Origin of the sequence: Methylobacterium sp. J-092, assembly GCF_022829325.1 — a bacterium.
Classification (GTDB): domain Bacteria; phylum Pseudomonadota; class Alphaproteobacteria; order Rhizobiales; family Beijerinckiaceae; genus Methylobacterium.
The window spans coordinates 1-26,902 of sequence record NZ_JAKSXU010000184.1 but is presented as its reverse complement, the minus strand read 5'-3'; the positions used below and the strand labels follow the sequence as shown (position 1 = coordinate 26,902).

Here is a 26,902-nt window from a genome sequence, read left to right as displayed (position 1 = left end):
TATCCTGAAACCCGACGATGACGATCGATGGCTACACTTTCCCGACGATCCCCCCCTCTCGGGGGAGGGAGGGCACCCGATCTCTCCCTCATCGCCCCATCAGCGCGTCGACATGCGCCGACACCGAGCGGCCGAGGCCGTCGAGGCTGTAGCCGCCCTCCAGCATCGAGACGAGGCGGCCGCCGGCGTGCCGGTCGGCGACCTCCATCAGCTTGCGCGTGGCCCAGCCGAAATCGGCTTCGGTCAGGCGCAGGTTGGCCAAGGGATCGAGGTGATGGGCGTCGAAGCCGGCCGACAGGATGATCACGTCGGGCGCGAAGGCGTCGACGCGGGCGAGGATGCCGGCCTCGAACGCCTCGCGGAAGACCGCGCCGTCGTCGCCCGGGCGCAGGGGCACGTTGACGATGGTGTCCTTCGCGCCGCGCTCGGAGGCCGCGCCGGTGCCGGGAAACAGCGGCATCTGGTGGGTCGAGGCGTACATCACGTCGGCATCGTCCCAGAAGATGTCCTGCGAGCCGTTGCCGTGGTGCACGTCCCAATCGACCAGCGCCACGCGGGTCGCGCCCTTGGCGCGGGCGTGGCGCGCGGCGATGGCGGCGTGGTTGAACAGGCAGAATCCCATCGCCCGGGTGCGCTCGGCATGGTGGCCGGGCGGGCGCATGGCGACGAAGGCGTTGCTGCATTCGCACCCCATCACCGCATCGACCGCCATGATGCCGCCGCCGACGGCGCGAAGCGTCGCCTCCAGGCTGCCCGGGGACATCAGCGTATCCGAATCGATCGCGACCATCCCGTCCTTGGGCGAGGCCGCGACGATCGCCTCGACATAGGCGGCGGGGTGGGCGAGCGTGGCGACCGAGGCCTCGGCCTGCGGCGCCATGGTGCGGACGAGGCCGGAGAAGCGCTCGTTCTCCAGGACGCGCTCGATCGCGCGGATGCGGTCGGGCCGCTCGGGATGCCCCTCGGGCACGGCGTGGTCGAGGGCGGCCGGGTGGCTCACGTACAGGGTCGTCACGATCATCCCTCCGGCTGTGCGCGCCGCCTCGCTGCGGACGCACCTGTCGCAAAGTGGCAACAGCGCTTGGCATTGTGCCCGCGGGCAACGCGGGACGCTACGCCGAAGTGCCTCGTCCGCCTATGCTTCGGTCAGTTTCCGTCAACCCTGGTTCGAACGGCGGAAGCCCACTCGAGAGAGGCCCGCCATGCGCTTCGCCCCGATCATCGCGTGTGCCGTGCTGCTCTCGGGCTGCAACTTCAAGGCGGTGCCCGATCCGGCCCTGTCGGCACGGGACACCGCCTTCATGGCGCTAGTGCCGGACGCCGAGTTCGACCCGCACTTCGCCCGCTACCAGGTCACCGACCCGACGAAGGAGCAGCCCGGCACCATCGTGATCGAGACGATGGAGCGGCAGCTCTACCTCGTGCTGCCCGACGGCAAGGCGATGCGCTACGGCGTCACCGTGGGCGACGAGGCCTATGGCTGGAAGGGCACCGCCACGGTCGACCGCAAGGCGGAATGGCCGGCCTGGAACCCGCCGGCCGAGATGATCAAGCGCTGGCCGCACGTCCACCCGATGCAGGGCGGGCCGGGCAACCCGCTCGGCGCCCGCGCGCTCTACCTCTCCGACAAGGGCCGCGACACGCTCTACCGCATCCACGGCACCAACGAGCCGGAGAAGATCGGCCAGGCCGCGTCGTCCGGCTGCATCCGCATGCGCAACATCGACGTGGTCGACCTGTTCAACCGCGTGCCGGTGGGCGCGACGGTGATCGTGCGCTGAGGGCGGACGACCTTCGGTCCGTTTCCCCTCGTCGTTCCGGGGCTGCGAAGCAGAGCCCGGAACCCAGAACCGCCGACGCCAGCCGGATCCACCACCGCCGGCGGCTCTGGATTCCGGGCTCGCCTGCGGCGCCCCGGAATGACGGGATAGCGGTGAGCGGGTGACGTTTCATCTGCGTTCCCGGAGAGCGGGCGAAGATCGTGCGGTCTCGACAGATGCCGGCATGTCGCTCGAAAAAAGCAAGATTCTCGAAACGCTCATTCGTGAGCACGCTTTAACCTGAACGCCGGTTCAGATTTGGCCGTTAACCTCTGAAGACGATCTCGTCTCCTACAGTCCAATACACACGAGGACAGGCGGCGACCGAACAAAGGTCGCGGAGGAATTCGGTCATGATCAACGTTTCTCTTCAAGACTTCTGCAACCATGCCGTCGCCGAGGGCCGCATCGCGTCGGCCGACGTGCAGGCCCTGCTGCGCGACGTGCTGCCGGACGGCATCGCCCATCGCGACGAGGCCGACATGCTGATCGCCCTGGAGCGGGCGGTGCCCGACGCCGACCCGGCCTTCGCCGACGCGCTGGTCGCCCTCGTGGTCGACTTCGCGGTCTGGGGCGAGCGTCCCTCGGGCTACGTCGACCGCGCGGTCGCCGCCTGGCTTTCGGCGTCGCTCGCCGGCCTCACCGGCCCGACGCCGGCCGGCGCGCGAATCGCCGTCGAGGTCGTCCGGGAGGCCCAGGGGAGCGCCGAGGCGCTGATGGTGTTCGCGATGGAAGCCAACCGCTGGACCCGCGAGCCGGCCAGGACCGACCGGCCGCGCTTCGCGCTGGCCGCTTGAAACGAGACCAAAAACTTTTGACCGCGGTCGCCCAGGCATCGGCCGCCGGCACAGCTTCCGTCGCCTGCGGATCTGCTTTATCGGGAACGCTCTATCCGGCTCACGCCAAGCCGCTTCCTGAAGACGACCAGACCCGAGCGCGATAAAAGATGTTCGACAAGATCCTGATCGCAAACCGGGGCGAGATCGCCTGCCGCGTCATCAAGACGGCGCGGCGCATGGGCATCAAGACCGTGGCGGTCTACTCGGACGCCGACCGCGACGCGGTCCACGTGGCGATGGCCGACGAGGCCGTCCACATCGGCCCGGCGGCGGCGGCGCAATCGTACCTCGTCATCGAGAAGATCATCGACGCCTGCAAGCAGACCGGGGCGCAGGCGGTGCATCCGGGCTACGGCTTCCTGTCCGAGCGCGAGGCCTTCGCCAACGCGCTCGCCGAGGCCGGCATCGTCTTCATCGGCCCGAACGCCGGCGCCATCGCCGCGATGGGCGACAAGATCGAATCCAAGAAGGCGGCGGCCGCCGCCAACGTCTCGACGGTGCCGGGCTTCCTCGGCGTGATCGAGAGCCCCGAGCACGCCGTCGAGATCGCCGACGGCATCGGCTACCCGGTGATGATCAAGGCGTCCGCCGGCGGCGGCGGCAAGGGCATGCGCATCGCCTACGCCTCGGGCGAGGTCGCGGAGGGCTTCGCCCGCGCGAAGTCCGAGGCCGCCTCGTCCTTCGGCGACGACCGGGTGTTCATCGAGAAGTTCATCACCGATCCGCGCCACATCGAGATCCAGGTGATCGGCGACAAGCACGGCAACGTGGTCTACCTCGGCGAGCGCGAGTGCTCGATCCAGCGCCGCAACCAGAAGGTCATCGAGGAGGCACCCTCGCCCCTTCTCGACGAGGCCACCCGCCGGAAGATGGGCGAGCAGGCGGTCGCCCTGGCGAAGGCCGTGGACTACGATTCCGCCGGCACGGTCGAGTTCGTCGCCGGCCAGGACAAGTCGTTCTACTTCCTGGAGATGAACACCCGCCTCCAAGTCGAGCATCCGGTCACCGAGATGATCACCGGCGTCGACCTCGTCGAGCTGATGATCCGGGTGGCGGCCGGCGAGACGCTGCCGCTCACGCAGGATCGGGTGACGCTCGACGGCTGGGCGGTGGAGAGCCGCGTCTACGCCGAGGATCCGACCCGCAACTTCCTGCCCTCGATCGGCCGGCTCACCACCTACCGGCCGCCGGAGGAGGGCACGTTCGGCACCGGCAAGGTCCGCAACGACACCGGCGTGGAGGAGGGCGGCGAGATCGCGATCCACTACGATCCGATGATCGCCAAGCTCGTCACCTGGGCGCCGACCCGCGCCGAGGCGATCGAGCTCCAGGCCGAGGCGCTCGACGCCTTCGCCATCGACGGCATCCGCCACAACATCCCGTTCCTCGCCGCCCTGATGGCGCATCCGCGCTGGCGCGAGGGGGCGCTGTCCACCGGCTTCATCGCCGAGGAGTTCCCGGAAGGGTTCTCCGCGCCCGAGCCGAAGGGCGCGGTGGCGCAGCGGATGATGGCGGCCGCGGCCGCGATCGACCACAAGCTCAACGCGCGCAAGCGCGGCATCTCCGGCCAGATGCGCGACCCCGCGCTGCTGCACTTCGAGCGCGACCGGGTGGTGATGCTGGCCGGCGAGGCCTTCCCCGTCACCGTCGATCCGCACGAGGATGCGCTGGCGCAGAACTGCCTCGTCGTCACCGAGGCCGACGGCACCGCCCACGTCGTCGAGAGCGACTGGCGCCCGGGCGAGCCGGTCTGGACCGGCACGATCGGCGCGCAGCGCGTCGCGATCCAGGTGCGCGGGCTGCTCAACGGCGTCGCGCTCCAGCATGCGGGCGCCGCGGCCGAGGCCCGCGTCTACACCCGCCGCGAGGCCGAGCTCGCCGCGCTGATGCCGGTGAAGGAGGATGCCGGCTCCGGCAAGCAGGTGCTCTGCCCGATGCCCGGCCTGGTGAAGCAGATCCTGGTCACCGAAGGCCAGGAGGTGAAGAACGGCGAGGCCATCGCCATCGTCGAGGCGATGAAGATGGAGAACGTGCTCCGCGCCGAGCGCGACGCCACGGTGGCGAAGGTCCACGCCAAGGAGGGCGAGAGCCTCGCCGTCGATGCGGTGATCCTGGAATTCGCCTGACTCGCGTCAGCCGATCGAGGCGATCGCCCGGTGCGTGCGGCGAACATCGAGCAAACGAAGCTCCTCGCGACGGCGATCAACAATGTCGCCGTGGCGTTCATCGTGATCGGCTTCGTCACGCCGATCACCGCTGCAAGCTTCAATCTCGGCGGTGTCGGACCGCTCCGATCGGAAAGCACGGTGTTGACCCTGGTCTGGCTTTTCACCGGGATCGGCATACATTTAATCGCGAGGCGCATCCTGCGAGGTATCACGCCGTGAATTCCGGCCAGATCTTCGTCGTCTTCGGCATCCCGGCGATCGCATTGGCGACCGCCTATCTCGCCATGCGCGCGAACGAATGGGCGATCCGCCGCGACGAGCGCCTGCCGCCGGGCGAGTAGTCGATTCCGGCCGATCCGAAATCCATGCCTCTCTACTTCGCCTACGGCGCGAACATGGATGCCGCCGCCATGGCCTCCCGCTGCCCGGCTTCGCGGCTGATCGGGCAGGGCCGGCTGCACCGCCACCGCTTCATCGTCATGCGCGAGGGCTACGCCTCGGTGGTGCGCGACGGGCGCCACACGGTCTGGGGCGTGCTGTGGGAGCTGGCCCTCGCCGACGTCCCCGCCCTCGACCGCTACGAGGGCGTTGCCGGCGGCCTCTACGTGAAGGCCTCGCAGCCGGTCGCGACCGCGGGCGGCGTCAAGCGCGCGCTGATCTACCTCGGCCGCTCCACCGCCTGCGGCGTGCCGAAGCCAGGCTATCTCGAGGCCGTGCTCGCGGCGGGCGAGGCGGCGCAGCTCCCGGCCCCCTACCTGCGCGAGGTGCGCGGCTGGCGTCGCGGAGCGCCGACCTAGGTGCGACGCAGATGCCGCGGCTTCAACGTTCGGTTTGGCCCTGACCTTGCCTGCTCCCGGATCGCAGAACATCGAACACCGGGAGCCTTCCGCCAATGGACTTCGTTAAACCTACGGACATGGCCGCGACCATGAGCGATTCGGGCGTCATGCGCGCCGAGCTGTCGATCCGCGACATGCTCGTGCGCGGCATGATGGCGGGCGCGCTGCTCGGCATCGCCACCAGCCTCGCCCTCACCGGGGCGGTGCAGACCGGCGTGCCCTTCGTCGGCGCCATCGTCTTTCCCGTCGGCTTCGTGATGATCGTCTGCCTCGGGCTCGAGCTCTGCACCGGGAACTTCGGCATCCTGACGCTGTCCTGGATGGAGAACCGGATTGGGTTCGCGCCGATGATGCGCAACTTCGCCTGGAGCTTCATCGGCAACCTGCTCGGCAGCGTGCTGTACGCGCTGCTCCTGGTGATCGCGCTGACCAACGCGTGGCACACGCCCGTCGCCGGCGTCGCGCAGAAGCTGGTCGAGATCGCCTCGGCCAAGACGATCGCTTACGAGAACCTCGGCACGGCCGGGATGCTGACCTGCTTCGTCAAGGCGATGCTGTGTAACTGGATGGTCTGCCTCGGCGTGACGATGTCGATGATGTCGACCTCGACCTTCGGCAAGATCCTCGGCGCCTGGCTGCCGATCTTCCTGTTCTTCGCGCAGGGGTTCGAGCATGCGGTGGTGAACATGTTCGTCATCCCCGCCGGCATGATGCTCGGCGCGCCGGTCCATTTCAGCGAGTGGTGGCTGTGGAACCAGATCCCCGTCACGCTGGGCAACTTCGTCGGCGGAGTGCTGTTCATCTCGGTGGCCTGGTACCTGACCTACCGTCAGAAGACCGTCGATCCGGCCCGCGTCGAGGGCCGTCCGCAGGGCCGCGCCGCCATCGCCCGCTGAGAACGACCCGACGCGGCCGGACACCTCGGGCGTCCGGCCGCGTTGTGCCGTCATGAGCGAGATCACAAGCGTCGCCGTCGTCGTCGTCGGCCGGGTCCAGGGCGTCACCTATCGCGCCTGGACCCGGCGCGAGGCCGAGGCGCGCGGCCTGTCGGGGCACGTGAGCAACCGCGCGGACGGGGCGGTCGAGGCCGCGTTCACCGGGCCGGCCGACGCGGTCGAGGCGATGGTGCAGGCGTGCTGGGCCGGGCCGCCCGGCGCCCGCGTCGAGCGGGTCGAGGTGACGGCCGGCGAGCCGTCCGCCGGCGCCTCCGGGTTCGCGATCCGGCGGTGAGGGGTCCCGCGCATGGACGGCCTGCTCCGGCACGCCTCGACAGCGCACGCCGCACCGCGGTAGCCATCCCGCGGTCCCGATGCGCCCACGGCCGGCGCGGCGCGCGGGCCCGATGGGCACCCCGGGGACGATGACCGACCTCCCTTCCACCACGCTGCTCGCCGCCTACCTGCCCTCCGGGTTCTCGCCGATCGACCTCGGCGCGCTGATCTACTTCGTGCTGGCCTGGGTCGGCTACGGCCTCTCCGTCGGGCGCCTGCGCGGACGGATGGTGTCGCTGAGCCAGATCATGAACGCGCAGCGCGAGGAATGGGCGCGCCAGCTGATCGTGCGCGACAACCGCGTGGTCGACACCACGATCAACGCCTCGCTGCAGAACGGCACCGCCTTCTTCGCCTCGACGTCGCTGATCGCGCTCGGCGGCGTGCTCACCCTGTCGCGCTCCGGCGACGACGTGCTCAACCTGTTCGGCACGCTGCCCTTCGGCACGATCGCCACGCGCACGACCTGGGAGATCAAGGTCGCAGGGCTCGCGGTCGTGTTCGTCTATGCCTTCTTCAAGTTCGCCTGGGCCTACCGGCTGTTCAACTACAGCGCGATCCTGCTCGGGACCGTGCCGCCCAAGGGCTCGGGGGCGAGCGAGTCCGCGATGCTGCGCGCCGCGCGGCGCGTGGCGGCGATGAACACCGCGGCCGGGCTCCACTTCGCCCGCGGGCAGCGTGCGTTCTTCTTCGCGTTGGCGTATCTCGGGTGGTTCGTCAGCCCCTATTTCCTCGTCGCCTCGACGACGGCGGTCGTGTTCGTGATGTGGCGGCGCCAGTTCGTCTCCGAGATCCGCGCGATCCTGCTCGCCGACGGCGCCCCGCCCGCCGAAGGATTCACGCCGTGAGCGACGACCGCACCGGAACCCGCAGCGAAGACGCGATCGAGGAGACGATGCTGCGTCTCGTGGCCGAGCGCGGCCCCGGCAAGACCATCTGCCCTTCGGAGGTCGCACGCGCGCTGGCGGGGTCGGATCCGGACCAGTGGAGCCCCCTGATGCAGCCGGTGCGCCGCATCGCCGTGCGCCTGACCAAGGCCGGCCGCCTCGCCATCCTGCGGAAGGGCAAGCCCGCCGATCCGGACGATTTTCGCGGGATCTACCGGTTGTCGCTCCCCGAGGGCTGATCCGCCGGCCCCGGCAGCAGCGCGTCGGTGTAGCCGGCGAGCCGGTAGACCGCGAGGCCGATCCATTCCTTCACCGCCAGGTCGAGCACCAGCAGCCCCTCCGAGGCGAAGCTGCCGAAGCGCAGCGCGTCGCGCGGGCCGCGGGTGCGGTAGTCGACGGGGAAGGCGACGACGTGGAAGCCGGCCGCGCGGAAGCAGCCCATCGCCCGCGGCATGTGGAAGGCCGAGGTCACCAGCAGCCAGCGCTCGCCCGGCTTCGGCTGGGCCATCGCGGCGGAGAACAGCGCGTTCTCGCGGGTGTTGCGCGAGCGGTTCTCCAGGATCAGCCGGGTGCGCGGCAGGCCGAGGGTATCGGCGTCGCGGCTGACGATGTCGGCCTCGGCGATCGCCCCGTCGACGAGGCTGCCGCTGCCGCCGGAGAACATCAGCCGCGCCTGCGGGTAGCGCCGGGCGAGATCGGCCATGTAGATCGGCCGCTCGCCGGCATCGTTGACGACCACCTGCCCGCGGCCGGACGACAACCCGGCCTCGATCCCGCCGCCGAGCACGATGATGCCGTCGGGCGGGCGATCGTCGGCGTAGGCCGGGAAGCGCTGCTCCAGCGGCAGCACCGCCCAGGCCGAGAGCGGCGACAGGCCGCCTGCGAGCAGGCCGAGGAGGCCGAACGCGCTCAAAGCTCCGCCGAGGCGCCGCCGCGCGGTCGCGAGCGTCAGCACGACGCCGACGAGCCCGACGAGGGCGAAGACGTTCGACGGGGTGATCAGGAAGAAGATCACCTTCGAGAGCGGGAAGAACATCGGCGCGGGTCCGGCGGGCGTCGGACCTCAGGCCTTCGTCTCGGCCTCGTAGCGGGCCAGGGTTTCGGCGTCCGGCGGCAGCAGGGTGGCGAGGCTCGCGCCCTTCTCCGCCTCGCGGGTGAGCCAGAGATCGAGGCGCTGCTGCTCGACCGCCTCCAGCGCCACCGCCTCGGCGATGTCGGCCGGGATCACCACGACGCCGTCGGGGCCGCCGACCACGACGTCGCCGGGATGCACCGCGGCCCCGGCGCAGGCGATCGGCTCGCCGGAGCCCGCAAGCTGAAGCGTACCCTCGCCCGGCGCGAACGCGGCGTCCCAGACGGCGAGGCCGCCCTCGGTCGCGAGAGCCCCGTCGGTGACGAGGCCGGCGACGCCGCGGGCGGAGAGCCGCGCGGCCAGGATCGCGCCGAAGGGGAGGGCGAGCCCGGAGCGGCCGGTATCGACCACGACGACGGCGCCCTCGGGCACCGCCTCGATCGCCTCCGCGAGCGAGCGCGCGACCTCGCCGCGCGCCGGGATCATTCGCAGCGTCACGGCCGGCCCGACGGCTCGGCCCGAACCGGCGATGCCGGAGAGCGCGCAGGCCGGGACGCCGCGGCGCGCCAGGGCGCGGGCGAGGCTCGCCACGGTGACCGCGGAGAGGGCGTCGCGGAGGGTCGGGTCGAGGGCCATCGGGGTGCGGTCTCCGGGCAGGCTGCCTGACGCCCAAGTGGGTCGCGCAGGGGCGGGGGCAAGGCGGGCAACGGTTGAGCAGGGCAGGGGCAAGGCCGATCGGCCAGGACGTGCCGGCGTCAGCTGATCGGCGCGGCGAAGATCCGGGCGGCGGCGGGCCGCTGCGCCAGCGCCGCGTACCAGCGCCGGATCTCGGGCCGCTCGACGCGCTCCGCCGGCAGGGCGAGCCAGCGGTGGGCGGCGCAGCCGAGCGCGATGTCGGCGATCGAGAAGCGCGTGCCGACGACGAAGGTTCGGTCGGCGAGGTGCCGGTCGAGGATCGCGGCGAGGGCCTCGGACCGTTCGAGCGAGGCGGCGATCAGCGTGTGGTCGCGCGCATCCGGCGCGGCGCGGTAGAGCTGCCAGAACGCGTCGCGCATCGCCGGGGTGAAGCTCGTCGCCTGCCAGTCGAGCCATTGCTGCACCTGCGCCCGCTCGCGCCGGTCGTCGGGCAGGCGCAGGGCGCCCTCCGCGCCGTCCGCGAGGTAGCGCAGGATCGCGTTCGACTCCCACAGGGCGAAGTCGTCCTCCTGCAGCACCGGCACCAGGCCGTTCGGGTTCATCGCCCGGTAGGCGGGGTCGGCGACGACGCCGTGCGCGCCGCCGGCCTCGACCCGCTCGTAGGCGAGGCCGGATTCATCGAGCCCCCAGAGGGCCTTCTGTACGTTGACGGAGTTCGCCCGCCCCCAGAGCCTGCGCATCGGCTTATTCCTGCTCGCTCGCCTCGGGCCGATACGGCTCGGGCGGATAGGCATGCACGCCGCCGTTCGGATCGGTGATCCGGGTGCCGTCGCGATCCGCCGCGACGTAGCCCAGCCCGACCGGCACCTTGCCGTGGCCGCCGGGGATGTCGAGGACGTAGGTCGGCTGGGCCAGCCCCGAAAGCCGGCCGCGGAGCGTGCGCATCAGCGCCTGCCCGGCATCGAGCCCGGTGCGCAGGTGCGCCGTGCCCGGCGCGAGGTCGCCGTGATGCAGGTAGTACGGCTTGATCCGGTTCTCGACGAAGCTCCGCATCAGCGCCTCCATCACCGCCGCATCGTCGTTGACGCCGGCGAGCAGCACCGTCTGGCTCACCATCGGGATCCCGGCGTCGACCAGCCGCGCGCAGGCGGCCCGCGCCTCGGCGCCGAACTCGCGGGCGTGGTTGGCGTGCAGGGCCACGAACACCGCCCGGCCGAAGCCTTTCAGCGCGGCGATCAGAGCGTCGGTCACCAGGGCGGGGCTCACCACCGGCACGCGGGTGTGGACCCGCAGGACCTTGACGTGGGGCACGCACTCGAGCCGCCGCGCGATGTCGGACAGCCTGCGCGGCGAGAGCGCGAACGGGTCGCCGCCGGTCAGCACCACCTCCCAGATCGCCGGGTCGGCGGCGATGTAGGCCAGCGCCGCATCGAGCTCGGCCTCGCTCAGCGTGCCGGCGCCTTCCGGCCCGACCACCTCGCGGCGGAAGCAGAAGCGGCAATAGACCGGGCAGACGTGGAGCGGCTTCAGCAGCACCCGGTCGGGATAGCGGTGGACGAGGCCGGGCATCTTCTCGTGGACGGCGTCGCCGATCGGGTCGGCGCGTTCCTCGGCCGCGGTGACGACTTCCTCCGCCCGCGGCACGAACTGGCGGGCGATCGGGTCGTGCGGGTCGGCGGCGTCGATCAACTCGGCCATGTCGGGGGTGATCGACACGGCGTAGCGCGCGGCCACCGCCCGCAGGGCCGGCAGGTCGGCCGGCGCCACGAGGCCCGCGGCGGCGAGCTCGTCCGGGCTGCGCAGCGGGCGGTTCATCGCGTTCCGCCCGCGACGGGGGTCCAGATCACGTCCTCGATATGCGGCGCGCCAGTCGCGAGCATCACCAGCCGGTCGAAGCCGAGCGCGCAGCCCGACGCCTCCGGCATCACCGCCAAAGCGTCGAGGAAGTCGTCGTCGATCGGATAAGTCTCGCCGTAGACGCGATGCTTCTCCGCCATCTCGCAGGCGAAGCGCCGGCCCTGCTCGGCGGCGTCAGTCAGCTCGCCGAAGGCGTTGGCGAGCTCGACGCCGCAGGCATAGAGCTCGAACCGCTCCGACACCCGCGGGTCGTCCGCGCTCGGGCGGGCGAGCGCCGCCTCGCTCACCGGGTACTCGCACAGGATCGTCGGCCGCCCGTGCCCGAGATGCGGCTCGATCCGCGCCACCAGCACGCGGCTGAACAGGTCGGCCCAGGTGTCGTCGGCGGCCACCCGCAGGCCCGCTCGCGCGACCGCGGCGGCGAGCCCGTCGCGGTCGGTGGCGCCGTCACGGGACAGGGTGGCGAGGAGGTCGATGCCGGCATGCCGGTCGAAGGCGTCGGCCAGCGTTAGCCGCTCCGGATCGGCGAAGGGATCGCAGGTCCGATCGCGATGGCGCAGCCGCGCCGTCGCCGCCGTCTCGGCGGCGAGCCGCAGCAGGTCGGCGCAGTCGGCCATCAGCACGGCGTAGGGCTCGCCGGCGCGATACCATTCCAGCATCGTGAATTCGGGATGATGCAGCAACCCGCGCTCGCGGTTGCGGAAGACGTGGCCGAGGCTGAACAGCCGCGATTCGCCGGCCGCCAGCAGCTTCTTGCAGGCGAATTCCGGCGAGGTGTGGAGGTAGAGCGGCGCACGCAGCCCGTCGCCGCCGATCGCCTCGGTGGCGAAGGCGGAGAGATGCGCCTCGTTGCCGGGCGAGACCTGGAGGCAGGCGGCCTCGACCTCGACGAAGTAGCGGGCCGCGAAGTGGCCGCGGAGCGCATGGGCGATGCGGTTGCGCAGGATCAGCAGCGGGCGCCGGTCGGCGTGCCGGTGCGGCGCCCACCACGGGGAGGGGGCCGCCGTCACCGGGCGGCCCTGCGATCGGCGGATCGGACGTTTCCGGCTTCGAACACGCGCGCTCCCGGCGGACCGATACTGGCGCGGCTGGCAACCGGGCCGCGGATAGGATAGTGCCGGAGCCCGATATCGCTCTCGAGGGATATGCCTCTCCCGCGGGGCACCGCGCTAGGCGCGCGAACCCCGCCTTGTCAACGCAGGACCTGACCCCGTGAAGGTGATCGCTTCTACCCTCCGCAAGGGCAACGTCGTCGATAAGGACGGCAAGCTCTACGTCATCCTGTTCGCGGAGAACATCCATCCCGGCAAGGGCACCCCCGTGACGCAGCTCGACATGCGCCGCATCACCGACGGGGTGAAGGTGTCGGAGCGCTACCGCACCACCGAACAGGTCGAGCGCGCCTTCGTCGAGGACAAGGAGCACACCTTCCTCTACAGCGACTCGGAGGGGTTCCACTTCATGAACCCGGAGAGCTACGAGCAGATCCAGGTGCCGGCCGACGTGGTCGGCGACGCCGCCCCCTACCTGCAGGAGGGCATGGCGGTGATGGTCTCGCAGCACAACGGCGTGGCGCTGACGATCGAGCTGCCGCAGCGCGTCGTGCTCGAGGTCGCCGAGACCGAGCCGGCGATGAAGGGGCAGACCGCCTCGTCCTCCTACAAGCCGGCCACCCTGTCGAACGGCGTCCGCACCACCGTGCCGCCGCACATCGCCGCCGGCACCCGCATCGTGGTGATGACCGCCGACGGCGCCTACGTCGAGCGCGCCAAGGACTGAGGCATCCGGGAACGGGGGGCTACGGCGGCGGCGCCGTGCCCTCGGAGGCCTCGTAGCAGCGCTGCGACAGGCCCTGCGCCCGCATGCGCTCCGGCACGGTGAAGCCGCGGCCCTCCACCGACCACAGGCCCTCCCTGCGCAGGGCGTCGGCGGTGCAGCGCGCCGCGATCCGGCACGAGCCCGGCTCGCCCCCGGTGCGGGTGCAGGTCTCGACGTAGTCCGCCCGGAACTTCGCCAGCCCGGCGCGCGGATGCGGCCCGGTCAGCGCGACCAGGCCCGTCAGCGCCCCGAGCAGGAGCGGCTGGTGCACGAGATAGATCGCCAGGCTGTGGCGACCGGCGAAGGTCGCGGCCCGTGCGCCTCGGCTCCGCGGCTGCCAGAGACCCGCCCGCGAGCGCGCGAACCAGGGCAGGGCGATCCGGCAAAGGGCGACCCCGAGCAGCACGATCCCGAACCACGGGAACAGCGGCACGTAGTCGTTGGTCTGCGGCGTCAGCCGGCCGAGGCCGAGGAAGAACAGCGCAGGCGCATCGAGCAGCGGATGCGCCACGAGGTGCGGCAGCGCCACGACCAAGGCGCCGGCCAGCGCCGTCACCACCGCCGGCACGAACAGGAACGGCAGCGCCAGCACGCTCGACACCGCGATGCAGTGCAGGATGCCGAAGAAGATGAAGCTGTCCGGGAAGGCGTAGAACGTCGCCAGGGTGATCAGCGCCGCCGCCCCGCCGACCCGCAGCAGCCGCAGGGCGGTCGGCCGCAGCCGCACGCCACGGCCGTTCATCAGCACCAGACCGACCCCGACCAGGACCAAGAACGTTCCGGCGATGACGTGCGCCGCGACCCGCCCCGCGGGCGACAGCGCGACGTTCTCGGGCGTGAGGCGGAGGTACCCGAGGTCCCAGGTCAGGTGATAGGCGGCCATCGCCGCGAGCGCGGCGGCACGCCCGGCATCGATCGCCGGGATCCGGCGGGACGCGACGGCAGGCGCTTCCGGCGCGTTCGTCGGGGCGAATGTCGGATCGGGTGGCATGGCCGGCCCCCTAAGCACCATTCGCCGCGCGCGGCCATGGGCGGCTCCGAAGATTCGTGCGGCGGACGGCGCGTCGACGGTGCTCCCGCCACCTGCTGCGCCGCAGCAACAGTCACGAGAAAGTGACCGAACTCGGTTGTTTGCGCCGGGAGCGTTCCGATGGGGTCGGCCGGCGCAAAAGCGTGAGTCCGGACACGGACTTGGGCCTGCTCGATGCTCGCCGAACCAGCACGGATCGCTGCGGAAGCGTGCCGATCCGGCCGGCCATTGCCATCGGACCGCCCAGGCCTGCCGGGCAAAGAGGCTTTCGCCGCTTCAAGACTTCGTTAATCCTGGCCGGGAAACGCACGTCGCGATTCGGTGTAGGTTGCTTATCGACATGTCTGACGGGTTCGGATCAGGGCCGGCGAGCTCACGGGCAACGGACGGCGCGGGCATCGGCGCCTCATCGCAGGCCGACGTCGAGGAGCCGCTCGACCTCGTCGAGGTGTCGGGCCGGATCAAGTGGTTCGACGTCGCCAAGGGGTTCGGCTTCATCGTCCCCGACGACGGCATGCCCGACGTGCTGCTCCACGTGACCTGCCTGCGCCGCGACGGCCACCAGAACGCCAGCGAGGGCGCCCGCATCGTGGTCGAGGCGACCGAGCGCGCCCGCGGCTGGCAGGCCTTCCGGGTCCTGTCGCTCGACCAATCCTCCGCCACGCACCCGTCCGAGCTGCCGCTGCCGCGCACCCATGTCAGCGTGACGCCGACGAGCGGGCTCGAGACCGCCGTGGTGAAGTGGTTCAACCGCCTGCGCGGCTTCGGCTTCCTGACGCGGGGCGACGGCACGCCGGACATCTTCGTGCACATGGAAACCCTGCGACGCTACGGTATCGCCGAATTGAAGCCCGGCGAGACGGTGCTCGTGCGATACGGCGACGGCTCCAAGGGCGTGATGGCCGCCGAGGTCCGGCTGCCCGACGGAGCCGTTCCGTCCTCGCATTGATGGTGTTGCGCTTGTCTCGCGTCCGAAACCTTCTCGCCGGCGGCCTAGCCCTCGGCCTCCTCGGCATGGCCGCCCTGCCGTCGGCGCTCGCTCCCGCCTCGGCCCAGGAGGCGCGACAGGCCAGGAGCCAGACGGAGCCGCTGAGCATCCGCTCCAAGGACGGCACCCACCGCTTCGACGTCGAGGTGATGCGCGACGATGCCGGCCGCACCCGCGGGTTGATGTTCCGCCGCACGATGGCGCCGAACCACGGCATGCTGTTCGACTTCGAGCGGTCCGAGCCGGTCGCGATGTGGATGAAAAACACCTACCTGCCGCTCGACATGCTGTTCATCCGCGCCGACGGCACCATCGCCCGGGTCGCTGCCGATACCGAGCCGCTGTCGACCGCCATCATCGCATCGCCGGAGCCGGTGCTCTCGGTGCTGGAGCTGAATGCCGGCATCGCCGCCAAGCTCGGGATCAAGGCCGGCGACCGCGTCGAGCACCCGCTGTTCCAGGCACGCTGACCCGGAGCGCCGTCGCGCCGGGAAAATATGAACGCATCGAGAACATCGCGCTTGACGCCCGTTCCGTTGCGGATCACTGTTCCTCGTATGTTCCACGTGGAACAGGCGCGCGATCGTCGCGCCTCTTCCGCGAAGGTGGCGAGGATCCCGATGATCGACGCAACTATCGCCTCTTGCGCAAAGGCCGTCCTGTTCCGCAACGCCGACTGGACCCTGTCGGGCGAGGGCCTGGAACACCGCACGACCGGCTACTTCATCGGTCGCGACGTGCTCGCCGCCCGCCGCGCCGAGGGCCTGTGGGACTGGCCGCTGCAGATGGCCGAGAAGAGCTGGTGCCGGCCGAGCCTGTTCCGCGAGGCGTTCCTGACTGCGCTCGACGCGTTCGGCATCGCGCGCGATGCCGGCCTGAGCCAGGCCTTCGCTCTCGGCTTCGGCTTCCGCGCCGGGCAGGCGCCGCAGGCCGACGGGTTCGTCGCGCTCGCCGACCTGCTGCGGCCGCAGCCCGCGCCGCGGCCCGTCCCGGTGCCGGCGCGCCGGCCGGCACGGGTCTCCGCCGGCGCCTGAGCGTCCCGCCCGGGCGGCTCCGCACGGTTGACCCGGGCCCGGCGGCGTGGTGCGCTGGCCGGAGGGTTCGAGGAGCACGGCATGACGCACGACAACGAAGGCGGCGGCGAGGGCCTCGACGGATTGATCGTCCCGCCGCTGTCGCGGCGGGGCTTCGTGATGACGAGCCTGATCAGCGGCTTCACCCTCGCGGTGACGCCGGTGGAGGCGCAGGTCATCCACACCGACGACACCGGGATCGAGGCCGGCGAGGTGCGGATCCCGGCGGCCGACGGGCCGATGCCGGGCTATCGCGCGGTCCCCGAGGGGGCCGGGCCGTTTCCGCTGGTGCTGGTGATCGAGGAGATCTTCGGCGTCCACGAATACATCAAGGACATCTGCCGTCGCCTGGCCAAGGCCGGCTACTGCGCCGTGGCGCCGGAACTCTACGCCCGACAGGGCGACCTGTCGCAGATGACCGACCCCAAGCTGATCATCCGCGACGTGATCTCGAAGACGCCGGACGCGCAGTGGATCGGCGACCTCGACGCCACCGTCGCCTGGGCGACCTCCGCCGCCAAGGGCGATCCGGCGCGCCTCGGGGTGATGGGCTGGTGCCGCGGCGGCCGTGCCGCCTGGCTCTACGACGCCCACCGCCGCGACCTGAAGGCGGCGGTCGCGTGGTACGGCCCGCTCGGCGGCGACCCGACCGACATCCAGCCGCGCAGCGCCGGATCGGTGGCCGGCCAGCTCAACGCACCGCTGCTCGGCCTCTACGGCGGCGCCGACACCGGCATCCCGGTCGCGACCGCCGAGGCCGCCCGCGACGCGGCGAAGGCCGCCGGCAAGCCGGTGGAGCTGGTCGTCTACCCGGACGCCCCGCACGGCTTCCATGCCGATTACCGGCCGAGCTACCGCAAGGAGGCGGCCGAGGACGGCTGGCGCCGCGCCCTCGCATTCCTGAAGGCGAACGGCGTCGGCTAGGTCGCGCCGACGGGCCGCGACCAGCGGTCACGGCGGCTCCGGCACGCTCCTTCAGGGTTGTGTGCCCTATCCGACACGGCGGGGACGACCGGTTTATGCCAGGATGGGGCCGGGCGGCGCGTGCACGCACGGGTCGACCCCCGTTCGCATCGACGATGGCGATGAACGACCGATCCGAGGGACCGACCATCCGGCCCGCTTAGAGTGTCCCGGCTATGACCGACGTGAACCCGCCCGGACAGAAGCCCGTCATCCTCGTGGTGGAGGATCAGCCGGACGAGCGCTTCCTCGCCGCGACCCTCCTGGAGGAAACCGGCTTCACCGTGATCGAGGCGGAGACAGCGGAGCGGGCGCTCGCCATCCTCAACGATCGCGGCGACGAGGTCAGCGTGGTCTTCTCGGACGTGCGCACGCCGGGACCGATCGGCGGTTTCGAGCTGGCGCGGATCATCGGCGTCACGTGGCCGCGGGTGCGCGTGCTCCTCACCTCGGGCGATGCCGGCGACCAGCCGAGCGACCTGCGCGTCTCGGCGACCTTCATCCCGAAGCCGTGGCGGGCCGAGGACATCCTGGCCTGGGTCGAGCAGGCGGCCGGGCGCCCGGCCGGATCGTCGACGGGGCCGTCGGTGATCGGCCCCGGCGGCAAGCTGGTCCCGCACGCCCTCGAACCCTGAGGCTTCGCCGTGCGAACCCCGCCCCGGTGCAGGGCCTGCCGCGAGGCGGCCGGCGCATCGCCCCGGGGGCCGAATCTGCTATGCCGGCCCGCGAGCGGTCCGCCCCCCTTCTCGAAGCGATCGAGCCGTCCATGTTCCTGAAAGACCATCGCGGCCCGTTGGCCGCGGGCCTGTTCGGCCTCCTCGTCTCGGTGCTGCCCGCCGCGGCCGCGGCGCCGCCGGCCCAGCCGAACGACGGGCCGGGCGGCGTCGGCGACCGCAAGCTCACCATCGTCAAGCGCGCGGTCGGGCGCACCGGCGCCTCGACCTTCGTGTTCCACGCCGCCGGCGCGGCCCCCGCCGAGGGGCGCCCGGTCGCGGTGCTCCTGCACGGCTGGGGCGCCACCAACCCGCAGAGCTACGGCGCCTGGATCGACCATCTCGCCCGCAACGGCTGGCTCGTCCTGTTCCCACGCTTCCAGGACGTGAACCGGACCCGGCCCGTCGATGCGGTCGCCAACGCGGAGGGCGCGCTCAAGACCGCCTTCGAGGCGCTGGCCGCCGACGCGGAGGGCAAGCCCGACCTGGGGAAGGTCGCGCTGATCGGCCACCTCGCGGGCGTCCCGCTCGCCATGGACATCGCGGCCGACGCGAAGGCGCAGGACCTGCCCGTGCCGAAGCTGGTGTTCGGGGTGATGCCGGGCGGCATCGCCAGCGGGCCGAAATCGCGCGGCATCGTGCTCGGCGATCTCGCGAAGATCGCGCCGCAGACGCTGCTGATCGCCATGATCGGCGATCGCGACGCCCGCGCGGCCGACCTGGCCGCCCGCCGGCTGCTGCGCGAGGCGAGCGCCGTGCCGACGGAGCGCAAGCTGTTCATGCGCGCGCTTTCCGACGACCACGGCTTCCCGGCGCTCACCGCGACGCTCGCGGCGCCGGCCGGGCTCGATGCCGCGTTCGACGGCGCGGCGATCAAACTGCCGGCCGACCCGAAGGACACCAAGCCGCCGCCGTTCAAGTGGTCGGCCGACATGTCGCTCTCCGGCGAGCAGCAGACGCTGGTGGCGCAGATCAACAACGCCCGCGCCGACACCCTCGACTACCTCGCGTTCTGGAAGACCTTCGACCTCGCGGCGACCGCGGCCTTCGCCGGTCAGGACGCCACCGGCCTGAAGACCAATCCGCGCTTCGGCGACATGGAGCGCTGGGCCGACGGCTGGCCGGTGAAGCGCCTCTTCGTCGAGACGCCGCGCGCGAGCCCGCCCGCCGCCGTCACGCCGGCGGCGACGGCCGGCACCGTCCCGGCCAAACCCGCCGCCCGGCGCTGATCGCGCCGCCCACGCCGACGAGACCCCGATGAAGCTGTTCCATTCCCCGACCTCGCCCTTCGTCCGCAAGGTGATGGTGGCGGCCCACGAGCTCGGCTTGGCCGAGCGCATCGAGACGCTGCCGAGCGCCGTCCACCCGGTGACCCGGGACGGGCGCGTGCTGAGCGTGCATCCGCTGGCGCAGGTGCCGACCCTGATCCTCGACGACGGCGCGGCGATCGCCGACAGCCGGGTGATCTGCGAGTACCTCGATGCGCTCGCCGGCGGCCACCTGTTCCCGGCGCCGGGAACAGCGCGCTGGACCGCGCTGAACCTGCAATCGACCGCCGACGCGGTGCTCGATGCCGCCCTGCTGATCCGCTACGAGCTGACCGCGCGACCCGAATCCGAGCGCTCGCAGGCGTGGATGGACGGGCAGACCGCCAAGATCGTCAGCGCCCTCGACTGGTTCGAGACGCAGGCGCCGTCGCTCGCGGGCGTCGACATCGGCACCATCGCGCTCGCCTGCGCCCTCGGCTACCTCGACCTGCGCTTCGCCGAGCTCGGCTGGCGCGCGAGCCGACCGGGCCTGGCCGCCTGGTTCGCGACCTTCGGCGAGCGGGCGTCGATGCGGGCGACGGCCTGACGCGACCGGCGCGGTTCTTGCGGCGGCCGGCATCGTCCGAGAGTGGGATGCCGAGCCATGCCCGATTTCGTCGCCGCGCTGCTTGCCGCCGCCGCCTTCTGCCTCGTCCTCATGGCCCTGAACGCGCTCACGCGCGGGCTGGTCCACTGGCAGCTGGCGCCGTCCGACCTCGCCGAGAACGGCTTCCTGCAGCTCGGCGGCGCCGTGGTTCTGGCCCGCGTCGCCTACCGGCGCGCTCCGGTCCGCCGCATCACCTAGGCCGCCGTATCAAGCGCCGCGCGCCGACAGGCTCAGGGCTTCGCGCAGGTCGCCGACATCGGTGAGATAGCGGCCCCGGCGGCGCATCGCCTTGAGGAAGCTGGCATCCGGGAACGGGCAATAGGGCAGCACCGGCACGGTGCGGCCTTCCGGCACCGCGCCGTCGCGGGCGATATCGGCCAGCACCGCATCGAGCAGGTTCCGGCCGTGCTCGTGCAGCAGCACGGCGGCGCGGGTCGCGGTCACGTCCGCGGGCAGCGCGACCGGCGCCTGCTCGAGGATCAGGCCGGCATCGATCGCCACGGCGAGCCGGTGGACCGTCACGCCGAAGGCGTCCGGCCCCTCGGCCAGCGCATGGATCGTCGGCACCGGCCCGCGATGGCGCGGCAGCAGGCCGGGATGGACGTTGAGGCCACCGAGCCGCGCCCGCGCGATCGTCTCGCCCGCCAGGATCTGGTCGAAGTGAAAGGTGACGATCAGGTCCGGCCCGTGCCGCCGCAGGAGATCGGCGACGTCGGCACCGTTGACGTCGTCGACCGTCAGCGTCGGGATGCCGTGCCGCCGGCACAGGGTCGCGAGCGGCGTCGCCTCGGGCGAGCCGGTGGTGCCGGCGATGCGCTGGGTCAGCGGCGCGACCGGGCGGAGCAGGTCGGGCAGGCCGAAATTCACCGCGAGGTAGGGCAGAAAGGCCGGCCCGGAGCGGGCAAGATGGCGCCGGACCTGCCCGACGAGGCCGCCGGTCGAGGGCCGCTCGGCATTCGACAGGCCGACGAAGGCGATCTCCGCGGCGTGATCGGCCACGAACCGGCGCACGGCGCGCGCGTTCGGCATCGCTTCCAGCGCTAAGAGCGCGATGCTGGGCTTGGGCATCAGCGGCGCGGCCGCAGCTGGAAGCGGAAGGCGCGCATGGCGGCGGTGCGCAGGAATTCCGGTGCGACGAGGCCGGCCCGGGCGAGGTGGAAGAGCACGCTCGGGAAGGTGACGATCTCCCGGTTGCGCACCAGCCCGCGGGCGATGCGCTCGGCGGCCTGATCGGCGCTCATCTCGAGTGGCCGCCAGCCCTTGAGCTGGCCGCCCATCGGCGTCTTCACGTAGCCCGGCATTACCACGTTGACCCGCACGCCCCTCGGCGCGAGCTTGGCGCGCAGGGCCTGCCCATGCGCGACCAGCGCCGCCTTGGTGCCGCTGTAGGATGGGGCGTCGGCGAGCGGCGCGTAGGCGGCGAGCGAGGAGATCAGGGCGATCTGCCCGCGCCCCCGGGCCGCCATGGCGGTGACGCAGGGCAGCACGACGTTGAGGCAGCCGACGAGGTTGATGTCGAGGGTCTCGAAGGCGACGTCCTCGCTCTCGACCTCGCCGGTCGGATGGCCGCCGTTGACGCCGGCATTGGCGATCACGAGGTCGATCGGGTCATCCCCGTCGAGGGTCCTGATCCAGGCGCGGACCGCCTCGCGGTCGCGCAGGTCCAGGGGCACGACCGTCGCCTCGGCGCCGCGGGCGCGGCACGCGGCGGCCACCGTTTCGAGGCGGCCGCGGTCGCGGGCGTTGAGGGTCAGGCGGTTTCCGGGCAGGGCATAGCGGCGGGCGAGCGCCGCGCCGATGCCGCTCGACGCGCCGGTGATCAGGATGTGGGGCATGATCCGGGTGCTACCGCGCGCCGGTCGGCCGAATCAATACACCTCGGCGAGACGGCCGGCATCGGCCTCGCCCTCGCGGATCGTCCGGGCGGCCGCGACCCGGGCGTCGGGGAGCGCCGCCTCCATCCGCGGGACCGTCGCGGCGACGGCGCGGGCGATGGCGGCCTTGGAGAAGTAGCCGCCGTTCACCTGCGTCCGGTGCAGCACCACGCGGCGGAAATCCGACATCAGGCCGAGATCCGGAGCGGTCGGTGCGGTCCAGAACCCGTCGATGTCGCCCTGATGGGTGAGGCCGGGCATGTTGTAGATCGCGGTGCCGAGCGCCATCGTCGGCCGGCCCATCTCCAGCGAGAGCATGCCGACGGTGCTGTTGACGATCACCACGCCGCGGGCGCCGGCGATCAGGCTGGGCAGCTCGCCGCCGTCGATGAAGTCGAGGCGCTCGCTCACGCCGTGGCGGCGGGCCGAGGCGCGGGCGAACTTGCGCCAGTTGATCAGGCCGGCATCGAGGGGGTGGAGCTTCACCAGCAGCCGGGTCGGCGCCTGCGAGGCCTCTGCGAAGGACTTGATCACCCGGTCCATGAAGCCCTCGACCCCGAGGAAGGGGGAGTGCACGCGGATCTGGTAGTCGCTGTCGAGCTGGAGCGGCAGCAGGAAGTAGTCGCAGCCGACCGCGTTGTAGATCTCGTTGCAGCGGGCGGCCTCGCGCCTGGTCCGGCCGCGGCGGGAGAACTTCTTGATCCAGCCGGCATATTCCATCGCGATATGCGTCGGGCGGTGGCTGCGGAAGCGCGGGTAGAGGTAGGGGAAGCAGACGTTGGCGACGTTGTAGCCGACGTCCCAGATGCTGCGCAGGGCCATGTCGCCGGTCGAGGGCATCGCGCGGCCGGGCTGCGGCAGGCGGCGCGCCAGCGCCCGGACGCCCTCGGCGGTCTTCGGAAGGGTCGAGTACCCGTTCACGCCGCCGAGCTCGCAGGTGATCCAGTTCGGGCGGATGTAGCCCTCCTCGAACACGTGAACGCGCAGGCCGCGGGCGACCGCGACGGCGCGCGCGACAACGTGATAGGGGCGGCAATCGCCGAACAGGACGATGTCGGTCACGCCGTAGGTGGCGACGTAGGCGTCGAGCCAGCGCTCCCAGCCGGGCCGGGTGCCGCGGTAATGGTCCGCGTCGCCGCGCCAGAACAGCCAGTCGCCGGGACAGAAGTTGATCCGCCGCACCCGATGCCCGCGGGCGGCCAGGGCGCCGCCGAGATCGGAGAAGAAGGTCGAGGCGAGGCCCTGGAGGAAGAGGAACGTCGCCGGGCTCGCATCGACGGAATCTGGGCGAGGCTGAAGCATTCCGGAGCGCTCTGTACCTTCAGCGGACGGGACGGGGCAGCCACCACGGGTCGCACGGCCGAGGCGGCCCGGCAATCCGGGGCCGTTCCGCCCCGCACGATTCCGCCGGGCCGTGGCCTTCCCGCAACGCCGTCGCGGCCGGCCCCGAACGGGTAACGAGCTAGGAGCCAATCGCGGCGGCGATATGTCCGGGGGGTGTCCGTTCATGTCCGGCTCATCCGCCCGCCCCAGGAAGCATTCGCCTGCCGCGGATGAATTGGGCTAAAGCCCGCGGGTCCGGGCAGGAGCGCGTCGAGGCCGGCGCGACCCGTCGCTCGGCCCTCACGATGGGTCGCGGGATCCCGGCAGGCGATGCCGGGCGCCGCCGCGCGCCCCGCCCGGCCCGGAGCCCTCGACCGAAATGGTGATGCGCCCGATCCTTCCCAACACGCTGTTTCCCGTCGGCCGCACGATCCGGCTGCTGCGCGCCGAGATCGAGGCCGCCACCGGCAGCCGCTTCGGCGCGCCCGGCCTTCGCGGCCGCGCCGTCGTCTGGCGCGACGGGCCGGCCGCCCGGCTGCTGCGGCTCGCCGGCCGTCCCCCGCTCGTCGTGGCGCCCGGGCCACTGCTCAGCCCCTACGACAGCGCCGAGACCGGGTTCTCGAGCCTGATCCTGACCTTGGCCGGCGAGCCGGTCGGAGGGCGCGAGACGCCGGGCCTTCACCATTTCGACCCCTGGACGCGGGCGCCGATCGACCGCGCGGCCTGCGCCGAGCGCGTCGCCTGGCTCCGGGCGCGGTTTTCCGAGAACGCGCGGCGCGTCGTCTACGTCGGCATCTCGCGCTGGAAGCGGCCGGCGCTCGACGCCTTCGCCGTCGGCCCGAAGGGCACGCCGATCCACACCATGACCGTCGCCGCCGCGGTCGCCGCCGCGAAGCGCCACGACGGGCAGGTGCTCGCCTGGGCCACGCGCGCGCCGGAGGCCCTGGAGGCGGCCTGCGCGGAGGCCGGCCTGCCGCTGGCGCGGGTCGAGGACGGCTTCCTGCGCTCGGTCGGCCTGGGGGCGAGCCTGCAGCCCGGCGCCTCGATCGTGGTCGACGATCGCGGCATCTACTACGATCCGCGGCGCGAGAGCCGTCTCTCGCGGATCCTGGCCGAAGCCGAATTTTCCGACGTCCTGGTCGCCCGGGCGAAGTCCTTGCGCGAGACGATCGTCGCGCGGCGCCTGAGCAAGTACAATGTCGGCCTCACGGTCGCCGCGGGCGCGTGGCCGGCGGACCGGCGGATCGTGCTGGTGCCGGGCCAGGTCGAGGACGACGCCTCGGTCCGCTACGGCTCGCCGAACGTGCGCTCGAACCGGGCGCTGCTGCAGGCGGCGCGGGCGCGCAACCGGGACGCCTTCCTGCTCTACAAGCCGCATCCCGACGTGGAGGCCGGGTTCCGCCCCGGCGCGATCCCCGAAGCCGAGGCCCTGGCGCTCGCCGACCGGATCGTCTCGGGCCTGAGCATCGTCGACCTGCTCGACCGGGTGCACCACGTCGAGACGATGACCTCGCTCGCCGGCTTCGAGGCGCTGATCCGGGGCCTGAGCGTCGCGACGCACGGGCGGCCGTTCTATGCCGGCTGGGGCCTCACCGAGGATCTCGCGCCCGGCGCCGACCGCGGCCGGACGCTCGCCCTCGACCAGCTCGTCGCCGGCGCGCTGATCCTGTATCCGCGCTACCTCGATCCGGTGGCGATGAAGCCGTGCGGCCCCGAGCAGCTGCTCGACCGCCTCAGTGCCGCCCGCGCCGCGGCGCCCCCGAGCGCCCTCGCGCTCGGCCGGCTCGCCGGCTTCGGCATGCGGGCGCGCTACCGCCTGCTGAACCCGATCGTGCGGGCCCTGCGCGCCCGGCGCGGCGTCGCGTCCGGCGACAAGCCCGTCACCCGGAAGCCCGGGCAAGGTTGAGCCGAGCACGATGTCCTTCCTCCTCGCGACGGTGGTCGCCTTCGTCCTCTGCCTCGCGATCGAGTTCCGCTTCGGCGACGTGCCGGGGCGCGCGAGCCGCAGGCCCGGCGACCTCGCCATCCGGCTCGGCGCCTACGGGCTGATCCTGCTGTTCTGGTTCGTGTTCTCGTGGCGCCCGTGGCTCGCCGCGTCGAGCTGCGTGCTCACCGTCGCGATCCTCCACCTCGTCAGCCACCTGAAACGCGCGGTGATCGGCGAGCCGCTGGTGTTCAGCGACTTCGCGCTGCTGCCGCAGGTGCCGCGCCATCCGCAGCTCTACTACGTGCCGCCGGTCACCAGCCCGCGGATCGCCGTGCCGCTCCTGCTCGGGCTGGCCGGCGTCGCGCTGTGGTACCGGATCGAGCCGAGCCTGCTGCCCGCCTCCGCCGGCGGGGCCCTGGCCGCCGTCCTGGGCCTGCCGCTCGGCCTCGCCGCCCTGCTCGTCGCCGCCGATCGCGGGGCGCTCGCCGGCCGGGTCGCCCGGCGGTTCCCGCGGCCGGAGCTCGAAGCCGACCTCGCCCGCTACGGCCTGCCCGCCTGCCTGATCGCCTACGCGCTGCGGTGGCGGAGCGAGCGCGGCGGCCCCGCGGCCGTCGCAGCGCCCGTGATCGCGCAGCCGCCGGGCGACGACGTCGTGGTGGTGATCCAGCTCGAATCCTTCCTCGACCCCGAACGGCTCGGCGGACCGCACCTGCCGCTGATGGACCTGATCCGGGCGCGCGCCAGCGAGCACGGCCGCCTGCGGGTGCCGGCGCACGGCGCCTACACCATGCGGACCGAGCACGCCGTGCTCACCGGGCGCGGCGCGTGCGATCTCGGCTTCGGCGTGTTCGACCCCTATCTCGCCTCGTGCGGGAACGAGCCGGGCAGCCTCGCCCGGACGGCCCGGCGGAACGGCTACGCGACCACCTTCGTCCACCCGTTCCACCGCGACTTCTTCCAGCGCGCCCGCGTCATGGAGGCGTTCGGCTTCGACACCCTCGTGATGGAGGAGGCGTTCGGCGACGCGCCCCGCGTTGGACCCTATGTCGGCGATGCGGCCTTCGGCGAGCGCGTGCGCGCCGAGGTCGCGGCACGGCGCGGGCCGCTGTTCCTGTTCGGCGTCACCATGGAGAACCACGGCCCCTGGAAGCCGGGACGCCTGCCGGGGATCGACGACCCGGTCGCCCAGTACCTCCACCACGTCGCCGCCGCCGGGCGCATGGTCGAGGACCTCGTGGCCGCGCTCGCGGGCCTGAACGCGACGCTCTGCATCTACGGCGACCACGCGCCCGCCCTGCCGACCTGCCGGCCCGGCTTCGGCGACACCGCCACCGACTACGCGCTGTTCCGGTTCGGCCACGCCGACCCGGCCGCGCCGCGTCGGGTCGACCGCACCGCCGACGATCTCGGGCGTCGGCTGCGAGCCGCGATCGGCCGGGCCGCGACGTCGGCGGATGGGCCAAGCGTGGCCGTGCCACGGTCGTGACGCAATGCCGGGCGATGTCCGGCGCGCGTGCTCGAGCCGTCGTTAAAGCGATCGCAGGCTTTGGCGCGCAACGTCGAGGCTCCAGCCATGCGCGCGTCGTCCGCCGACACTTCGGCACGGACCTCGGTGGCGCGGGCTCGCGACGAAGACGACAGGGTCATACGGGCGTTGCGTGCCGGTCTCACGGAGACGGGCACGGCTCCGGGAGTTCGAAGATGGTTCGTTTCACGGCGCTGTTCGCGCTGACGGCCTGCCTCGTCGGCGGCTGCTCGGTTCTCCCGGCTTCGGGTCCGACGGCGCGTGCCGTGGAGGCGGGGGCGGAGCTGTCGACGCCGGAGGGGCTGCTGGCGCGCTACGAGCTGGTGGACGTGACCCCGGCGGTGATCGAGGCCCTGCGCGGGCGC

At 72.2% G+C, this 26,902-nt stretch carries 31 protein-coding genes and 1 pseudogene; 22 read left to right on the top strand and 10 right to left on the bottom strand.

All coding sequences use genetic code 11. The features are described 5' to 3' along the window. Positions 1–88: 88 nt before the first annotated feature. Complete coding sequence (locus tag MKK60_RS21630) at positions 89–1,015, bottom strand: histone deacetylase family protein (RefSeq protein WP_243936065.1); 927 nt, start codon at positions 1,013–1,015, stop codon at positions 89–91. Between the two features lie 187 nt (positions 1,016–1,202). On the opposite strand from MKK60_RS21630, the gene MKK60_RS21625 reads away from it, so the two are divergent. The 10 genes from MKK60_RS21625 (at position 1,203) to MKK60_RS21585 (ending at position 8,063) form a co-directional block, all read left to right on the top strand. Next, positions 1,203–1,781, top strand: a complete 579-nt coding sequence (locus MKK60_RS21625; RefSeq protein ID WP_147726986.1) for a L,D-transpeptidase — start codon at positions 1,203–1,205, stop codon at positions 1,779–1,781. A 392-nt stretch (positions 1,782–2,173) separates the two neighbouring features. Continuing rightward, positions 2,174–2,617, top strand: a complete 444-nt coding sequence (locus MKK60_RS21620) for a hypothetical protein (RefSeq protein WP_243936074.1) — start codon at positions 2,174–2,176, stop codon at positions 2,615–2,617. Positions 2,618–2,766: 149 nt separating this feature from the next. Further along, positions 2,767–4,785 carry an acetyl/propionyl/methylcrotonyl-CoA carboxylase subunit alpha gene (locus MKK60_RS21615; protein WP_243934824.1) on the top strand — a complete coding sequence of 673 codons (2,019 nt, stop codon included), beginning with the start codon at positions 2,767–2,769 and terminating at the stop codon, positions 4,783–4,785. A 30-nt stretch (positions 4,786–4,815) separates the two neighbouring features. After that, a complete protein-coding gene (locus tag MKK60_RS21610) occupies positions 4,816–5,046 on the top strand; it encodes a hypothetical protein (RefSeq protein WP_147842464.1) in 231 nt (76 codons plus the stop codon). After that, positions 5,043–5,168, top strand: a complete 126-nt coding sequence (locus tag MKK60_RS28525; RefSeq protein ID WP_279593141.1) for a hypothetical protein — start codon at positions 5,043–5,045, stop codon at positions 5,166–5,168. The genes MKK60_RS21610 and MKK60_RS28525 overlap by 4 nt, the downstream gene beginning before the upstream one ends. A gap of 24 nt (positions 5,169–5,192) precedes the next feature. After that, positions 5,193–5,624, top strand: coding sequence for a gamma-glutamylcyclotransferase family protein (locus MKK60_RS21605; protein ID WP_147842465.1), 432 nt, complete (start codon positions 5,193–5,195; stop codon positions 5,622–5,624). Positions 5,625–5,755: 131 nt separating this feature from the next. Continuing rightward, positions 5,756–6,562, top strand: a complete 807-nt coding sequence (locus MKK60_RS21600) for a formate/nitrite transporter family protein (protein ID WP_243948110.1) — start codon at positions 5,756–5,758, stop codon at positions 6,560–6,562. A gap of 52 nt (positions 6,563–6,614) precedes the next feature. Then, entirely contained in the window at positions 6,615–6,896 is a 282-nt protein-coding gene (locus tag MKK60_RS21595; protein ID WP_243988528.1) for an acylphosphatase, read from the top strand. Positions 6,897–7,026: 130 nt separating this feature from the next. After that, positions 7,027–7,785, top strand: a complete 759-nt coding sequence (locus tag MKK60_RS21590; protein WP_243988527.1) for a DUF599 domain-containing protein — start codon at positions 7,027–7,029, stop codon at positions 7,783–7,785. A 47-nt stretch (positions 7,786–7,832) separates the two neighbouring features. Beyond that, positions 7,833–8,063, top strand: a complete 231-nt coding sequence (locus MKK60_RS21585) for a DUF3253 domain-containing protein (RefSeq protein ID WP_147726996.1) — start codon at positions 7,833–7,835, stop codon at positions 8,061–8,063. Here MKK60_RS21585 and MKK60_RS21580 read toward each other — a convergent pair. From MKK60_RS21580 to epmA, 5 genes are all read right to left on the bottom strand, one after another. Continuing rightward, positions 8,036–8,860, bottom strand: coding sequence for a YdcF family protein (locus MKK60_RS21580; RefSeq protein WP_243988526.1), 825 nt, complete (start codon positions 8,858–8,860; stop codon positions 8,036–8,038). The genes MKK60_RS21585 and MKK60_RS21580 overlap by 28 nt on opposite strands. Before the next feature lie 27 nt (positions 8,861–8,887). Then, positions 8,888–9,532 carry a dimethylmenaquinone methyltransferase gene (locus tag MKK60_RS21575; RefSeq protein ID WP_243988525.1) on the bottom strand — a complete coding sequence of 215 codons (645 nt, stop codon included), beginning with the start codon at positions 9,530–9,532 and terminating at the stop codon, positions 8,888–8,890. A 119-nt stretch (positions 9,533–9,651) separates the two neighbouring features. Then, positions 9,652–10,272 carry a glutathione S-transferase family protein gene (locus MKK60_RS21570; RefSeq protein WP_243988524.1) on the bottom strand — a complete coding sequence of 207 codons (621 nt, stop codon included), beginning with the start codon at positions 10,270–10,272 and terminating at the stop codon, positions 9,652–9,654. A 4-nt stretch (positions 10,273–10,276) separates the two neighbouring features. Continuing rightward, positions 10,277–11,347, bottom strand: a complete 1,071-nt coding sequence (locus MKK60_RS21565; RefSeq protein ID WP_243988523.1) for a lysine-2,3-aminomutase-like protein — start codon at positions 11,345–11,347, stop codon at positions 10,277–10,279. Next, positions 11,344–12,399 carry an EF-P lysine aminoacylase EpmA gene (gene epmA, locus MKK60_RS21560; RefSeq protein WP_243988522.1) on the bottom strand — a complete coding sequence of 352 codons (1,056 nt, stop codon included), beginning with the start codon at positions 12,397–12,399 and terminating at the stop codon, positions 11,344–11,346. Before epmA ends, MKK60_RS21565 begins: the two co-directional genes overlap by 4 nt. 202 nt (positions 12,400–12,601) lie before the next feature. On the opposite strand from epmA, the gene efp reads away from it, so the two are divergent. After that, entirely contained in the window at positions 12,602–13,168 is a 567-nt protein-coding gene (gene efp, locus MKK60_RS21555) for an elongation factor P (protein ID WP_147728635.1), read from the top strand. 19 nt (positions 13,169–13,187) lie between these two features. Here efp and MKK60_RS21550 read toward each other — a convergent pair whose 3' ends face one another. Further along, on the bottom strand, positions 13,188–14,198 hold the full coding sequence (locus MKK60_RS21550; protein ID WP_243988521.1) for a DUF1624 domain-containing protein: 1,011 nt from the start codon (positions 14,196–14,198) through the stop codon (positions 13,188–13,190). Between the two features lie 379 nt (positions 14,199–14,577). Between MKK60_RS21550 and MKK60_RS21545 the strand changes: the two genes are divergently transcribed. From MKK60_RS21545 to MKK60_RS21510, 8 genes are all read left to right on the top strand, one after another. Further along, a complete protein-coding gene (locus MKK60_RS21545) occupies positions 14,578–15,186 on the top strand; it encodes a cold-shock protein (protein ID WP_147728637.1) in 609 nt (202 codons plus the stop codon). Continuing rightward, positions 15,186–15,695, top strand: a complete 510-nt coding sequence (locus MKK60_RS21540; RefSeq protein ID WP_187274775.1) for a DUF192 domain-containing protein — start codon at positions 15,186–15,188, stop codon at positions 15,693–15,695. The genes MKK60_RS21545 and MKK60_RS21540 overlap by 1 nt, the downstream gene beginning before the upstream one ends. A gap of 150 nt (positions 15,696–15,845) precedes the next feature. Next, entirely contained in the window at positions 15,846–16,259 is a 414-nt protein-coding gene (locus MKK60_RS21535) for a hypothetical protein (RefSeq protein WP_147843686.1), read from the top strand. 81 nt (positions 16,260–16,340) lie between these two features. Next, entirely contained in the window at positions 16,341–17,222 is an 882-nt protein-coding gene (locus MKK60_RS21530; protein ID WP_243988520.1) for a dienelactone hydrolase family protein, read from the top strand. A gap of 215 nt (positions 17,223–17,437) precedes the next feature. Further along, positions 17,438–17,896, top strand: a complete 459-nt coding sequence (locus MKK60_RS21525; RefSeq protein ID WP_147729357.1) for a response regulator — start codon at positions 17,438–17,440, stop codon at positions 17,894–17,896. 131 nt (positions 17,897–18,027) lie between these two features. Beyond that, complete coding sequence (locus MKK60_RS21520) at positions 18,028–19,203, top strand: chlorophyllase/cutinase-like alpha/beta fold protein (RefSeq protein ID WP_243934773.1); 1,176 nt, start codon at positions 18,028–18,030, stop codon at positions 19,201–19,203. Between the two features lie 28 nt (positions 19,204–19,231). Continuing rightward, complete coding sequence (locus MKK60_RS21515) at positions 19,232–19,828, top strand: glutathione S-transferase (protein ID WP_243988519.1); 597 nt, start codon at positions 19,232–19,234, stop codon at positions 19,826–19,828. A gap of 57 nt (positions 19,829–19,885) precedes the next feature. Further along, entirely contained in the window at positions 19,886–20,086 is a 201-nt protein-coding gene (locus MKK60_RS21510) for a hypothetical protein (RefSeq protein WP_243934769.1), read from the top strand. 9 nt (positions 20,087–20,095) lie between these two features. On the opposite strand, the gene MKK60_RS21505 is transcribed toward MKK60_RS21510, so the two are convergent. Genes MKK60_RS21505 through MKK60_RS21495 form a run of 3 tightly spaced genes read right to left on the bottom strand, consistent with a single transcriptional unit; the run spans position 20,096 to position 23,064 of the window. Beyond that, positions 20,096–20,956, bottom strand: a complete 861-nt coding sequence (locus tag MKK60_RS21505; RefSeq protein WP_243988518.1) for a formyltransferase family protein — start codon at positions 20,954–20,956, stop codon at positions 20,096–20,098. Then, a complete protein-coding gene (locus MKK60_RS21500; RefSeq protein WP_147858995.1) occupies positions 20,956–21,723 on the bottom strand; it encodes an SDR family oxidoreductase in 768 nt (255 codons plus the stop codon). The genes MKK60_RS21505 and MKK60_RS21500 overlap by 1 nt, the downstream gene beginning before the upstream one ends. 33 nt (positions 21,724–21,756) lie before the next feature. Then, entirely contained in the window at positions 21,757–23,064 is a 1,308-nt protein-coding gene (locus MKK60_RS21495) for a capsule biosynthesis protein (RefSeq protein WP_243934761.1), read from the bottom strand. 406 nt (positions 23,065–23,470) lie between these two features. On the opposite strand from MKK60_RS21495, the gene MKK60_RS21490 reads away from it, so the two are divergent. The 3 genes and pseudogenes from MKK60_RS21490 to MKK60_RS21480 all read left to right on the top strand — a co-directional run. Further along, on the top strand, positions 23,471–24,991 hold the full coding sequence (locus MKK60_RS21490; RefSeq protein WP_243988517.1) for a capsular biosynthesis protein: 1,521 nt from the start codon (positions 23,471–23,473) through the stop codon (positions 24,989–24,991). Between the two features lie 10 nt (positions 24,992–25,001). Further along, positions 25,002–26,498: an LTA synthase family protein gene (locus MKK60_RS21485; protein ID WP_243988516.1), complete on the top strand. Its 1,497-nt coding sequence runs from the start codon at positions 25,002–25,004 to the stop codon at positions 26,496–26,498. A gap of 215 nt (positions 26,499–26,713) precedes the next feature. Next, positions 26,714–26,902: pseudogene (locus MKK60_RS21480) on the top strand (sugar transporter); the annotation flags it as partial.

Coding starts and splice junctions, on each gene's coding strand:
- MKK60_RS21625 (WP_147726986.1), top strand. CDS start 1,203: ATGCGCTTCGCCCCGATCATCGCGTGTGCCGTGCTGCTCTCGGGCTGC.
- MKK60_RS21620 (WP_243936074.1), top strand. CDS start 2,174: ATGATCAACGTTTCTCTTCAAGACTTCTGCAACCATGCCGTCGCCGAG.
- MKK60_RS21615 (WP_243934824.1), top strand. CDS start 2,767: ATGTTCGACAAGATCCTGATCGCAAACCGGGGCGAGATCGCCTGCCGC.
- MKK60_RS21605 (WP_147842465.1), top strand. CDS start 5,193: ATGCCTCTCTACTTCGCCTACGGCGCGAACATGGATGCCGCCGCCATG.
- MKK60_RS21600 (WP_243948110.1), top strand. CDS start 5,756: ATGAGCGATTCGGGCGTCATGCGCGCCGAGCTGTCGATCCGCGACATG.
- MKK60_RS21595 (WP_243988528.1), top strand. CDS start 6,615: ATGAGCGAGATCACAAGCGTCGCCGTCGTCGTCGTCGGCCGGGTCCAG.
- MKK60_RS21590 (WP_243988527.1), top strand. CDS start 7,027: ATGACCGACCTCCCTTCCACCACGCTGCTCGCCGCCTACCTGCCCTCC.
- MKK60_RS21585 (WP_147726996.1), top strand. CDS start 7,833: ATGCTGCGTCTCGTGGCCGAGCGCGGCCCCGGCAAGACCATCTGCCCT.
- MKK60_RS21580 (WP_243988526.1), bottom strand. CDS start 8,860: ATGTTCTTCCCGCTCTCGAAGGTGATCTTCTTCCTGATCACCCCGTCG.
- MKK60_RS21575 (WP_243988525.1), bottom strand. CDS start 9,532: ATGGCCCTCGACCCGACCCTCCGCGACGCCCTCTCCGCGGTCACCGTG.
- MKK60_RS21570 (WP_243988524.1), bottom strand. CDS start 10,272: ATGCGCAGGCTCTGGGGGCGGGCGAACTCCGTCAACGTACAGAAGGCC.
- MKK60_RS21565 (WP_243988523.1), bottom strand. CDS start 11,347: ATGAACCGCCCGCTGCGCAGCCCGGACGAGCTCGCCGCCGCGGGCCTC.
- MKK60_RS21550 (WP_243988521.1), bottom strand. CDS start 14,198: ATGCCACCCGATCCGACATTCGCCCCGACGAACGCGCCGGAAGCGCCT.
- MKK60_RS21545 (WP_147728637.1), top strand. CDS start 14,578: ATGTCTGACGGGTTCGGATCAGGGCCGGCGAGCTCACGGGCAACGGAC.
- MKK60_RS21540 (WP_187274775.1), top strand. CDS start 15,186: ATGGTGTTGCGCTTGTCTCGCGTCCGAAACCTTCTCGCCGGCGGCCTA.
- MKK60_RS21535 (WP_147843686.1), top strand. CDS start 15,846: ATGATCGACGCAACTATCGCCTCTTGCGCAAAGGCCGTCCTGTTCCGC.
- MKK60_RS21530 (WP_243988520.1), top strand. CDS start 16,341: ATGACGCACGACAACGAAGGCGGCGGCGAGGGCCTCGACGGATTGATC.
- MKK60_RS21525 (WP_147729357.1), top strand. CDS start 17,438: ATGACCGACGTGAACCCGCCCGGACAGAAGCCCGTCATCCTCGTGGTG.
- MKK60_RS21520 (WP_243934773.1), top strand. CDS start 18,028: ATGTTCCTGAAAGACCATCGCGGCCCGTTGGCCGCGGGCCTGTTCGGC.
- MKK60_RS21515 (WP_243988519.1), top strand. CDS start 19,232: ATGAAGCTGTTCCATTCCCCGACCTCGCCCTTCGTCCGCAAGGTGATG.
- MKK60_RS21510 (WP_243934769.1), top strand. CDS start 19,886: ATGCCCGATTTCGTCGCCGCGCTGCTTGCCGCCGCCGCCTTCTGCCTC.
- MKK60_RS21505 (WP_243988518.1), bottom strand. CDS start 20,956: ATGCCCAAGCCCAGCATCGCGCTCTTAGCGCTGGAAGCGATGCCGAAC.
- MKK60_RS21500 (WP_147858995.1), bottom strand. CDS start 21,723: ATGCCCCACATCCTGATCACCGGCGCGTCGAGCGGCATCGGCGCGGCG.
- MKK60_RS21495 (WP_243934761.1), bottom strand. CDS start 23,064: ATGCTTCAGCCTCGCCCAGATTCCGTCGATGCGAGCCCGGCGACGTTC.
- MKK60_RS21490 (WP_243988517.1), top strand. CDS start 23,471: ATGCGCCCGATCCTTCCCAACACGCTGTTTCCCGTCGGCCGCACGATC.
- MKK60_RS21485 (WP_243988516.1), top strand. CDS start 25,002: ATGTCCTTCCTCCTCGCGACGGTGGTCGCCTTCGTCCTCTGCCTCGCG.